The organism is Pseudomonas sp. Soil_N_39 (genome assembly GCF_057655955.1).
Map to the genome: position 1 here is coordinate 1 of NZ_JBDGLI010000025.1, position 12,168 is coordinate 12,168.

The 12,168-nt window shown below is 62.2% G+C and carries 10 protein-coding genes; 8 read left to right on the top strand and 2 right to left on the bottom strand.

Annotation, left to right across the window (positions count from 1 at the left end; all coding sequences use genetic code 11):
* Nucleotides 1-273: 273 nt before the first annotated feature.
* Nucleotides 274-720 (bottom strand): response regulator, encoded by a 447-nt coding sequence (locus AC3A5O_RS26225; protein ID WP_122566650.1) that lies wholly within the window; start codon nt 718-720, stop codon nt 274-276.
* Between the two features lie 251 nt (nt 721-971).
* On the opposite strand from AC3A5O_RS26225, the gene AC3A5O_RS26230 reads away from it, so the two are divergent.
* The 8 genes from AC3A5O_RS26230 to AC3A5O_RS26265 all read left to right on the top strand — a co-directional run bounded on the left by AC3A5O_RS26230 (nt 972) and on the right by AC3A5O_RS26265 (nt 10,386).
* The gene (locus tag AC3A5O_RS26230) at nt 972-2,912 is read left to right on the top strand and encodes a putative nucleotidyltransferase substrate binding domain-containing protein (RefSeq protein WP_487753921.1); all 1,941 of its coding nucleotides are present in this window, start codon (nt 972-974) and stop codon (nt 2,910-2,912) included.
* Complete coding sequence (locus AC3A5O_RS26235) at nt 2,909-3,616, top strand: 3'-5' exonuclease (RefSeq protein ID WP_122566648.1); 708 nt, start codon at nt 2,909-2,911, stop codon at nt 3,614-3,616. The genes AC3A5O_RS26230 and AC3A5O_RS26235 overlap by 4 nt, the downstream gene beginning before the upstream one ends.
* Nucleotides 3,617-3,878: 262 nt before the next feature.
* Entirely contained in the window at nt 3,879-4,397 is a 519-nt protein-coding gene (locus tag AC3A5O_RS26240) for an RNA polymerase sigma factor (RefSeq protein ID WP_305468699.1), read from the top strand.
* On the top strand, nt 4,394-5,368 hold the full coding sequence (locus AC3A5O_RS26245) for a FecR family protein (protein ID WP_487753922.1): 975 nt from the start codon (nt 4,394-4,396) through the stop codon (nt 5,366-5,368). The genes AC3A5O_RS26240 and AC3A5O_RS26245 overlap by 4 nt, the downstream gene beginning before the upstream one ends.
* A 229-nt stretch (nt 5,369-5,597) precedes the next feature.
* Nucleotides 5,598-8,036: a TonB-dependent siderophore receptor gene (locus AC3A5O_RS26250; RefSeq protein WP_305491222.1), complete on the top strand. Its 2,439-nt coding sequence runs from the start codon at nt 5,598-5,600 to the stop codon at nt 8,034-8,036.
* Between the two features lie 217 nt (nt 8,037-8,253).
* Nucleotides 8,254-9,384 carry a PepSY-associated TM helix domain-containing protein gene (locus AC3A5O_RS26255; protein ID WP_305468702.1) on the top strand — a complete coding sequence of 377 codons (1,131 nt, stop codon included), beginning with the start codon at nt 8,254-8,256 and terminating at the stop codon, nt 9,382-9,384.
* Nucleotides 9,381-9,560, top strand: a complete 180-nt coding sequence (locus tag AC3A5O_RS26260; protein ID WP_305468703.1) for a hypothetical protein — start codon at nt 9,381-9,383, stop codon at nt 9,558-9,560. Before AC3A5O_RS26255 ends, AC3A5O_RS26260 begins: the two co-directional genes overlap by 4 nt.
* Nucleotides 9,561-9,756: 196 nt before the next feature.
* Entirely contained in the window at nt 9,757-10,386 is a 630-nt protein-coding gene (locus AC3A5O_RS26265; protein ID WP_305468704.1) for a glutathione S-transferase family protein, read from the top strand.
* Between the two features lie 261 nt (nt 10,387-10,647).
* Here AC3A5O_RS26265 and creD read toward each other — a convergent pair whose 3' ends face one another.
* A complete protein-coding gene (gene creD / locus AC3A5O_RS26270) occupies nt 10,648-12,021 on the bottom strand; it encodes a cell envelope integrity protein CreD (protein ID WP_487753923.1) in 1,374 nt (457 codons plus the stop codon).
* Between the last annotated feature and the right edge of the window lie 147 nt (nt 12,022-12,168).

Here is a 12,168-nt window from a genome sequence, read left to right on the forward strand (position 1 = left end):
CTACGCCTTCTTCCTGAATCCATTGGTTCCTCCTGAGGATAGGTCAGAAGGTGTAAACCTTATTCAGGACGAGACACGCGGCACAAAAAAGCCCTGATCGAAAGATCAGGGCTTTTTTCATTGCAAAATCATCAAACCCTGGCTGATGTTTGAGTCATTGTGGCGGGGGGATTTATCTGTGGGAGCAAGGCTTGCCCGCGATGAAGGCGGCGCGGTCCTTGGTGAACCGAGGCGCCTGCATCGCGGGCAAGCCTTGCTCCCACAGACGATTGGCTAGAGATCCATCCCCAACTCATGCTTGACCAACCCCAACAGCTTGTCGGTATCGATCGGCTTGAGCAAAAAGTCCACCACGCTCAAGTGCATGGCTTCGATGGCGTCCTTCACGTCGGCATCGCCTGACACGATGATGATCGGCAGCGCCGCCCGCGGAGACTCGCGCACCAGGCGGACCAGTTCCAGGCCATCGACATTGCCCATGCGCAAGTCGGTGATCAGCAGACCGATCGATGGCTTGGTTTCCAGCATCTTGAGTGCCGTTTCGCCACTGGCGGCGGTCATGCAGTGAATCCCGTCCAATGCCAGGATCTCCGACAACAGCTCACGAGCGTCCCTGTCGTCATCAACGATCAAGACGCGCTGCGGCGGCAGGTCAGGTTCCAACATGACGGCACTCAGCGCCTCGCGCTCATCGTCACTCAAAATATCGTGGTCGGGCATGGTGCTCTCTACTTTTTTAAATCGATCCTCTGGCACAGTGGTCAGACATCGTTCTGCGGCGCTTCAATGTGCACTTCGTCGGATTTTTTTCCAAGAACATTCAATGAAGATTTTTCTGACGCTTGGCGTAAGACTTTTCCGTAAGTCCGCCCCTGTGCAGCGACCTAGACTTACGTCCAATGGGCACCCCGCGCTGAGGGGCCGACCATGGTGAACAGATCCGACCACAACAATTCGAATAAGACTGCGTAATGGTTATGAAAAAAGCGGACGCCTTCATCCAGGCAGGGAAAACCGCGGTGTTGCAAAACATCCAGGGGACGCTGCAGTTTCTCCAGCGTTTTCCCCCGTTCAACCAAATGGAAAACGCCCACCTGGCCTATCTGGTGGAGCAATGCCTGCTGCGTTTCTACGCCCCGGGCGACACCATCATCAAGCCGGCTGACGGCCCGGTGGAACACTTCTTCATCGTCAAGCAGGGCCGGGTGGTGGGCGAACGTCCGCATTCGGCCAAGGGTGGCACCGAGACCACCTTCGAGATCACCACCGGCGAATGTTTCCCCCTTGCCGCGCTACTGGGCGAGCGGGCCACGCGCACCGAGCACCGGGCCGGCGAAGATACGTTCTGCCTGCAACTGAACAAGCAGGCCTTCATCAAGCTGTTCGCCCTGTCCGCCCCGTTTCGCGATTTCGCCCTGCGCGGGGTCAGCAGCCTGCTCGACCAGGTCAACCAGCAGGTCCAGCAGAAATCCGCGCAAACCCTGGGCACCCAGTACTCCCTCAACACGCGGCTGGGCGAGTTGGCGATGCGCCACCCGGTCAGTTGCAGCCCGGACACACCGCTGCGCGAAGCCGTGAAGCTGATGCACGAGCAACAGGTCGGCAGCATCGTGGTGGTGAATGAGCAGAAAGCACCGGTGGGCATTTTCACCTTGCGCGATCTGCGGCATGTGGTGGCCGATGGTTCCGGGGATTTTTCCCAGGCCATCGTAGGACACATGACCCAGGCACCGTTTTTCCTCTCGCCGGACCACAGCGCCTTCGACGCAGCCATCGCCATGACCGAGCGCCACATCGCCCACGTCTGCCTGGTCAAGGACCAGCGTCTGTGTGGCGTGGTTTCGGAGCGCGATCTGTTTTCCTTGCAGCGCGTCGACCTGGTGCACCTGGCCCGGACCATCCGCAACGCCCCCCGGGTGGAAAACCTCGTAGCCCTGCGCGGCGAGATCGGTCAACTGGTGGAGCGCATGCTGGCCCACGGCGCGTCGTCAACCCAGATCACCCACATCATCACCCTGCTCAACGACCACACTGTGTGCCGCGTCATCGAGCTGACCCTGGCCGACAAGGGCGACCCGGGCGTGCCGTTCAGTTGGCTGTGTTTCGGCAGTGAAGGCCGGCGCGAACAAACCCTGCACACCGACCAGGACAATGGCATTTTGTTCGAGGCCCGGGACGCCGCCCATGCCGCGCAGATCCGCGGCCTGCTGCTGCCCATCGCCCAACAGATCAACCAGAGCCTGGCCCAGTGCGGGTTCACCTTGTGCAAGGGCAACATCATGGCCGGCAACCCCGAGCTGTGCCTGTCCCGCGCCGAATGGGCCCGGCGCTTCGCGTCATTCATTCGCGAAGCGACGCCGGAAAACCTGCTGGCCTCGAGCATTTATTTTGACCTGCGGGTGGTCTGGGGCGATGAGCAAGGGTGCGAGCAGTTGCGCCAGCAGATCCTCGGACAAGTGGCCGACAATCGCCTGTTCCAGCGCATGCTGGCCGAGAACGCACTGCGTCATCGCCCGCCCGTGGGACGCTTCAGGGATTTCGTGCTGAGCCGCAAGAATGGCGAAAAGGCGACCCTGGACCTGAAAGTGCAGGGCCTGACGCCCTTCGTCGACGGCGCCCGCCTACTGGCATTGGCCAATGGCATCGAAGCCAACAACACCTTGGAACGCTTGCGGCAACTGGTCGTCAAGGAAGCGATCGAACCGCTCGATGGCGCAGCCTATGAAGAGGCCTATCACTTCATCCAACAGACCCGCATGCAGCAACACCAATTGCAAACCCGCGAGAACCTGCCCTATTCCAACCGCGTCGACCCCGACAGCCTCAACCATCTGGACCGACGCATCCTGCGCGAATCCCTGCGCCAGGCCCAACGCCTGCAAAGCAGCCTGACGTTGAGGTATCAGTTGTGAGCATTTTTTCCTGGTTGCGCCCAGCCCAGCCAATGGTGCCCGAAGAAATGCAAAAGCGCCTGGAACGCTTGCCGGCGGCTTCAGCCTTGGGTGAAGGCAACCTGCGGGAACAACGCTGGGTCGTCCTGGACCTGGAAACCACCGGGTTGAACCTGAACAAGGACCAGGTGCTGTCCATCGGCGCGGTGGTCATCGAAGACGGCGCCATCGACTTCAGCCAGCAATTCGAACGGACCTTGCAGTGCGATCAGCAAAAGCTCGGGCCCAGTGTGTTGATCCATGGTCTGGCGCCCAGTGCCATCGCCGCCGGCAGCGACCCGGCCGAGGCGCTGCTGGCGTTCATGGAGTTCGTGGGCGACAGCCCGCTGCTGGCCTTTCACGCGCCGTTCGATTCCCACATGCTCGGTCGCGCCTTGAAAGACTACCTGGGTCATCGCCTGCAGCATCCGTTCCTCGACGTGGCGGACCTGGCCCCGATGCTTTGCCCCCAGGCTCATCTGCGCAAGGCGGGCCTGGATGAGTGGATCGACTGGTTCAAGCTGCAAGTCTTCGACCGTCACAACGCCAGCGCCGACGCCCTGGCTACGGCGGAACTGGCGCTGATCCTGTTCAGCCGCGCCCGCCAGCAACAGATCAACAGCCCGCTGGACCTGCAACAACGCCTGAGCCACTGGAAACGACGGCAGCAGGCGCCTTCGCTCTAAATCCTCTGCTCCGAAGGTGGTTTACCTGTGGGAGCAAGGCTTGCCCGCGATGGTATCGCCTGGGATTGACAGACTGACCGAGTCGCCCGAATCGCGGGCAAGCCTTGCTCCCACAGATCTTTTTGAGCCCACAGATCTATTTGGGCCCACAGACTTATCTGGACCCACAGATCAGGTCCCGACCAGCGCCAATTGCTTTCCCGCCCCCGCCTCTGCCACAATCGCGAACAATTCTCGTTACTTAAAACTTCGGTGATGCTCCGTGTCGTCAGTCCCCAGTCCTCATAGTGATTTGGTTGGTGCGTTGTACCGTGACCATCGCGCTTGGCTATTGGCATGGCTGCGACGCAACGTGGCGTGCGCGCACCGGGCCGAGGACCTGAGCCAGGACACCTTCGTGCGCTTGCTGGGTCGCGAGGAACTGAAGGCGCCCCGCGAACCCCGGGCGTTTCTGGTGGCCATCGCCAAGGGCCTGCTGTTCGATTATTTCCGTCGCGCGGCCTTGGAGCAGGCTTACCTCACCGAACTGATGCTGATCCCCGAAGCCGAGCAACCCTCGGTGGAAGAACAGCAAATCATCCTGGAAGACCTCAAGGCCATCGATCGCCTGCTCGGCAAACTGTCGAGCAAGGCCCGCGCAGCCTTTCTCTATAACCGCCTCGACGGCCTCGGCCACGCCGAGATCGCCAAGCGCCTGGGGGTTTCGGTGCCGCGGGTACGGCAGTACCTGGCCCAAGGCATCCGGCAGTGCTACATCGCCCTGTACGGTGAGCCGACATGAGCCAGGCCCATGCCAAACCGGTCTCGACCAGCGTGCTGGATGCCGCCATTGCCTGGCAGTTGTCTTTGGACGCGAGCAGCACCCAGGAGCGTGAAGCGTTCGCCCGCTGGCATGCCGCCGATGAAGAACACGCCCGGGCCTGGCGGCAATTGGGCATGCTCGACCAGCGCTTCAGCGTGGCCAACGGGCCGGCGCGGGCGGCGTTGCTGCAATCGCGGGTGAGCATTCGCCGGCGTATACGCAAGATGGGTAGTGGCCTGGCCAGTGTTGTCGCGGTCATCGGTCTGGCGTTGTTTGCCGGGGATCGTGACCTGCCGCTGGATTACTGGCTGGCCGATCAGCGCACCGCGACAGGCGAGCAACGCACCCTGCACTTGGCCGACGGCACGCTGATCAACCTCAACACCCACAGTGCGCTGGACGTGCGTTTCGATGATAAGCAGCGCCGCATCGTCCTGCAGGAAGGCGAGATCCTGGTAGAAACCGGCCACGACGACCCACGTCCGTTCATCGTCGAGACCCGCGAAGGCCGCCTGCGCGCGTTGGGCACACGCTTCCTGGTCAAGCGTGAAGACGAAGGCACGCGCCTGAGCGTGTTGAAATCCGCCGTGGCGGCGCATCCCCAGGCCACGGACATCGAACAGATCCTGCGCGAAGGCCAACAAGTGCTGATGCGCCGCGACGGCCTCGGGCCGACTGTTGCCCTGAGCCCCGGCGCCGATGCCTGGACCCGCGGCATGCTGGTGGTGGACAACGCTCGCCTCGAAGACCTGGTCCATGAACTGGGGCGTTACCGGCGCGGCTACCTCGGCGTCGAGCCACAAGTGGCCGATCTGCGCATCACCGGCAGCTTCCCGCTGCACGACACCGACCTGGCCCTGGCCGCCCTGCTGCCGACCTTGCCGGTGCAGGTCGAGCATCACACACGGTGGTGGGTGGTGGTGGGGCCACGGGTTGAAGCCAAGCCCTGAATGGTTTTGTGTCAGTGATGGCCTCATCGCGAGCAAGCTCGCTCCCACAGGATGACTCGTGGGCGACCCGGTCAATGTGGGAGCGAGCTTGCTCGCGATGAGGCCATTCGCCCCACCACAAAGCCCCGCTGCAAAACGAATCTAAATTATTTTCATCCAGCCCTATCACTTTTCGACTTTCATCCGGCACCCAGGCAATTGAGAAATATTTCCATTCAGGAGCCGCCGTATGTCCCGCCCGCTAGACACCCTGTTGCGCCCCAGCCTGTTGGCCGTCGCCATTGCCTTCGCCGTCCCGTTGACCAGCGCCCCGCTGCTGGCCGCCGAACAAGCCACGAGCGTGCGCACTTACAACCTGCCCGCCGCGCCCCTGGCCAGCACCCTGAACCAGATCGCCAGCCAGGCCGGTCTCGCGCTGAGCCTGAATCCGTCCCTGGCCGCGGGCAAGACCTCGGCCCCGGTCCAGGGCCAGTTCGACGCCACCGGCGCATTGCGCGCGGCCTTGCGCGGCACCGGCCTGCAACTGGAACAAAGCAGCGCCGGTACCTATAGCCTGGTGGCCGTGCCGGAAGGCGTCATGGCCTTGCCGGAAACCAGCGTGATCGGTGCCGGTCTCAGTGAAACCGCCTGGGGCCCGACCGAGGGCTACGTCGCCACCCGCACCGCCGCCGGCACCAAGACCGACACCCCGATCGTCGAACTGCCGCGCTCCGTCTCCGTGGTTACCCGCCAACAGATGGAGGACCGTTCTGTCCTCAACCTCAATGACGCCCTGCGCTACACCGCCGGCGTACAGAGCAGCGGCTACGGTTCGGACTCGCGCAACGACTGGCTGCTGGTTCGCGGTTTCATACCAACCCAATTCCTCGATGGCCTGCCGCTGCCCAAGGGCAACTACATCACGCCAAAAATCGAGCCCTGGAACCTTGAACGCATCGCCGTGCTGCGCGGCCCGGCCTCGTCGGTCTACGGCCAGACGCCACCCGGCGGCATGCTGGACATGGTCAGCCGCCGCCCGCAGGCCGAAAGCAGCCATGAAGTCGAGCTGCAGGCCGGCAGCTACGAACACAAGCAGATCAACTTCGACAGCACCGGCAAAGTCGATGACGAAGGCCAGCTCCTCTACCGGGTCAGCGGCACCGTGCGCGACAGCAATGCCCAGGTCGATCACATCCCGGACAAGCGCTACAACCTCGCGCCGAGCCTGACCTGGAACATCAACGACGACACGCGCCTGACCTTCCTGTCCCAGTACACCCGCGACGACACCGGCATCACCGGGCAATTCCTGCCGCTGCAAGGCACCAAGCTGTCCTCGCCGGCGGGCAAGATCTCCCACCACAAGAACCTCGGCGACCCGGATTGGGAATTCTACGACCGGACCTACTACGCCCTCGGCTATGCGTTCGAACACCGCCTGAACGACACCTGGCAGTTCCGCCAGAACCTGCGCTACACCAAGAGCGACCTGGAAACCCAGGGTATCTCCGCTGGCGGAGCGTTTTTTCCTGCGGGCCCGGACCAATCCGTGGACGCCGACGGTAACGTCAAGCGCAGCGCCAGCGTCATCAACGAAGACATCAGCCAGTTCGCCGTGGACAACAACTTCCAGGCCGACTTCCAGACCGGCGCCCTGAGCCACACCCTGCTGCTGGGCCTGGATCACCAGCGCTCCAACAGCAATTCGCGCTGGGATTGGGGTTCAACTGGCGTGCCGACCAGCAACATCCACAACCCGATCTACGGACAGGATTTCTCCAACGTCCAGTACTTCACCATGTACGACTATAACCAGAAGACCCACCAGACCGGCCTTTACGTCCAGGACCAGATCGCCCTGGACAACTGGCGCCTGACCCTCGGCGGTCGTGAGGACTGGATTCACACCGGCACCGAGTTCCACAACCTGAACAACGTCACCAACACCCAACGCGACAAGAAATTCAGCGGCAACGCGGCGTTGAGCTACGTCTTCGATAACGGTGTGACGCCCTACATTTCCTTCGCCCAGTCGTTCCAGGCGGCAGCAGGTTCAACCGTCAGCAGCACCGAAGCGTTCAAGCCGACAGAAGGCGAACAGTACGAAGCCGGTATCAAGTATCAACCGCCTGGCACCAAGACCCTGCTGACCGCCGCGGTGTTCGACCTGACCCAGAAAAACAACTCCGTGACCGAAAACAACGTCACCCGCCAGGTGGGTGAAGTCCAGGTGCGCGGCCTGGAACTGGAAGCCTCGGGCGATGTGACCGACAACCTCAAGCTCATCGGTTCCTACACCTACAACGACAGCGAAATCACCAAGGGCGGCTCGGCGGAAAAAGGCAAGCGCATGGCCCAGGTACCGCGCAACCAGGCCACCGCCTGGGCGGACTACACCTGGCACCACGGCCCGCTGGACGGCTTCGGGGTCGGCGCCGGTGTGCGTTACGTCGGCGACACCTATGGCAACACCACCAACACCGACTGGGGCCATGTTGGCTCCTACACCGTGTACGACGCCTCGGCCCATTACGACCTGGGCCGTTTGAACCGTTCGCTCAAAGGTGTCTCGGTGGCGGTGGACGCGAAGAACCTATTCAACAAGGACTACCTGTCCACCTGCGACGGTTTCTACTGCTACTACGGCGACCAACGCAACGTCGTCGCCAGCGTGAATTACAAATGGTAAACGGTTAGCATTTGCGTAAACCTTTTGAGGGCGCCTGTAACTGGGATCCGTCAGACAAATGAAATCCCTGTGGGAGCGAGCTTGCTCGCGAAGACGGCGTAACAGTCGACATTGATGTTGTCTGGCACACCGCTTTCGCGAGCAAGCTCGCTCCCACAGGTTTCGCAGCGTGACTGACGGGTCTCAGAGATCGTGCCCTCTTGCATTCGGATCGCTCATGAAAAGCAAAACCATTCGCCGCTGGTCTTTCGTCCACACCTGGACCAGCCTGATCTGCACGGTGTTCCTGCTGATGCTGGCGATCACCGGGCTGCCATTGATCTTCCACCATGAAATCGAACACCTGCTGGGCGACGCCCCCGAGCTTCGGGAAATGCCGGCCGGCACGCCACCGCTGGACCTTGCGCAACTGGTGGAAAAAGCCAAGGCCCATCGCCCGGGAGAAGTGGTCCAGTATTTTGGCTGGGACGATGACGAGCCCAACGGCGTCATCACCATCATGGCGCCAACACCAGGGACCGAACCCAACGCCTCCCACACCTTCATGCTCGACGGGCGTACCGGCGAGGCCCTGGAAATGCCCTCGGCCAACGGAGGTTTCATGATGGTCATGCTGCGCCTGCACGTGGACATGTTCGCCGGGCTGCCGGGCAAGTTGCTGTTGGCGTTCATGGGGTTGCTGTTCGTGATTGCCATCGTCTCCGGGGTGGTCCTGTACCTGCCGTTCATGCGCCGCTTGAAGTTCGCCACGGTGCGCCGGGACAAATCCACGCGCCTGCGCTGGCTCGACCTGCACAACCTGATCGGCGTGGTCACGCTGGTCTGGGCGCTGACCGTGGGCGTCACCGGCGTCATCGCGGCATGCGCCGACCTGCTCATCGCCGCGTGGCGCAACGACAGCCTCAGCGCCATGGTCGAACCCTACCGCAACGCCCCGCCACTGACCCAACTGGCGCCGGCCACCCGGTTGCTGGACATCGCCAAAGGCGTCGCGCCGGGCATGGAGCCGAGTTTCATCGCCTTCCCCGGCACGCTGTTTTCCAGCGAGCACCACTACAGCGTCTTCATGAAGGGTGACACCCATCTGACCTCGCACCTGCTCACGCCGGTGCTGATCGATGCCACCACCCTGGACGTCACCGCCGTCGCCGAACGACCGTGGTACATGGACATGATGAGCCTGTCCCTGCCATTGCACTTCGGCGACTACGGTGGCCGGCCGATGCAGATCTTCTGGGCGACCCTCGATGTGCTGACCATCATTGTCCTCGGCAGCGGCGTCTACCTGTGGCTGGTGCGGCGTAAAGCGGCCAAGCGCGCAACCGTCGGCGCGGAGGTCGCCTCGTGAGGCCTCGGCAGTCGAGTTTCTGGAAAGTGTTTGGTATTCCCCTGATGATCGGTGCGCTTAGCGCGGCGGGGTTGTTCAGCGCATTGCTCGGTGATGGAGGCTGGGATGCGGTGAGCTGGGTTGGGCTGGGGATACCGACGGTACTGGGGGCTTGGGGCTTATTCAAACGGGGATGATTTCAACGTGGCACGAAACCTGTGGGAGCGAGCTTGCTCGCGATAGCGGAGCGTCAGTCAACTTCAATGCAAGCTGATTCACCGCTATCGCGAGCAAGCTCGCTCCCACATTGGACGCCACAGGCCAATCGGCCCCTCGCCAGTCGCCTTGGAACTGTCTAGGCTAAGCCCCTGGCCGTTCATCGAGGATACCCGCATGCCCACCCCCACCATGACGCTGTTCCACAACCCCGCCTCACCCTTCGTGCGCAAGGTCCTGGTGCTGCTGCACGAAACCGGCCAGCAAGACCGCGTGGCGTTGCAGCTCAGCCAGCTCACCCCGGTCAAGCCGGACCGGGCGCTGATCCACGACAACCCGTTGAGCAAGATCCCGGCCCTGCGCCTGGCCAACGGGACGGTGATCCATGACAGCCGCGTCATCCTCGACTACTTCGACCACCAGCACGTCGGCAACCCGCTGATCCCCCGGGACGGCGCGTCCCGCTGGCGACGCCTGACCCTGGCCTCCCTGGCCGACGGGATCATGGATGCGGCGGTGATGATCCGCTACGAAACCGCGCTACGTCCTGTGGAAAAACACTGGGACGAGTGGCTCGATGCGCAACGGGACAAGATTCGCCGTGCCCTGGGCCTGCTCGAAGCCGACGCGATTGCCGAACTGGCCTGCCATTTCGACGTGGCCTCCATCAGCGTGGCCTGCGCCCTCGGCTACCTGGACCTGCGCCATCCCGATCTGGAATGGCGCGAGGCCAACCCGCAATTGGCGGCGTGGTTTGCCGAGGTGAGCTTGCGGCCTTCGATGCTTGAGACGGTGCCCAGGATCTAGCTCTGCGTTAGCCGAGCCGGCCTTATCGCGGGCAAGCCTTGCTCCCACATAGACCTCGCTCAATCCGTGGGAGTAGGTTAACTCCCACATGGACCCACTCAACCTGTGGGAGTAGGTTAACTCCCACATGGACCCACTCAACCTGTGGGAGCAAGGCTTGCCCGCGATGGCAGCGCACCGGATCCAGAGGAAACAACCCAGCAATCAGCGCCACCAACTTTTCCCCCTCGCGCTGATCTTCACGCAACCCCAACGACCGGCTCATTTCACCTCTCCCAACTCGAAGTTCATCGCAGCCGCCGGCTTCGCCCCAACCCCATACCAATCCAGCTTGCGGGTCAGCACCATGAACACGCCCAGCAAACCAAACAGCAACAGCGAGCCCATCAGCAGCGCATAGTCCTCAGCGCTCAACAGGCCGTAGAGCAAACCGTACAAACCCGCCAGCCCCGCCGAGAACCCCAGGCCGTGGCTCACGCTGCGCAGCACATGGCAGACATAAAACCCGATCAGCACGACACAGGCACTGGCCGATACCAGGTACGCCAGGGTGAAGCCGATGTGCTCCGACAACGACAACAGCAGCAGGTAGAAGAACGCCAGCGCCACACCAACCAAGGCGTACTGGACCGGGTGCACTGCCAGGCTCTTGAGCACTTCGAAGAGGAAGAAGCCGGCGAACGTCAGGGCAATGAACAGCAGCGCATATTTGATCGCCCGGTCGCTCTTGAGGTACTGGTCCACCGGGTCGATGAAGCTCACCCCGAAGGCTCGGCTGCGGAACGCTTCGCAACCATCGCTCGGCTCGCAGGCTTGCAACGTCTCCAGCAGGTTGGTGGAGAAAAACGAGGTCTGCCAGTCAGCACTGAAACCCTGCTCATTGATCTCACGATTGCTGGGCAGGTAGTTGCCGATGAAGCTCGGGTGCGGCCAGTCCGCCGACAGGTGCACCTTGGTGGATTTGCCCACCGGCAGAATCTGGAACTCGCCCGTGCCTTGCAGCCGCAGATCAAAACCGAAGGTCAGCTCAGGGCCACCCTGGGCGGTGATCATCGGCAGCGGTACATGCACGCCCTGCCCGAGCCAGCCGAGTCGCGAGCCGGGCAGGAAGTCGACGGTCTGCTGGTTCAGCGTCAGGGTCAGCGCATTCTCGATGCCACGAATATCGCTGACGCCGACGCTCAGGTACGGTTCGTCGAAGCGGTAGTCGGCAAAGTCCTTGGCGGCGACACCGTAGCGCTCAGGCACCTTGAAGCGGCCATCAATGCGGTTATCGGCGTGGAACATCCGCGCTTCGTAGATGCCCCGGGCACGGGTCTCGGTGCGGACCTGGCCGTCGAGCTCGAATTGCTCCGGCAAGAAATACAACTCGCCCGTGCGCTCGACGGTTTCCAGGAAACGCACGCCGGTCTTCTCGTTGGTGTTCCAGACCTTCACGCTCTTGCGAAACGGCACCACGATCATCGGTCCGATCAGTTGCTGGTTGTAGCTGGAGCTGCGGGCGATGTCCTGCAGCACACCGTCGCGCAATTCCTGGCGCTCGTCGATGAGGCCGTTGATCATCAACAGCGGGATCATCAGCAAGAGAATCAAGAGGGCGATCATGCCCAGTTTAATGGCGAGACTGCGGTTCATGTGGGGCTCTCCCTGTTCGAATGAGGGAGAGTCTGGGGTGGCTGTGTGAGGCGTTTATGGGGGGAATGTGGAGATTGTGTGGAGAAGCAGAACCAGGCACCTCTGTGGGAGCGAGCTTGCTCGCGATAGCGGTGGGTCAGTGCCAGT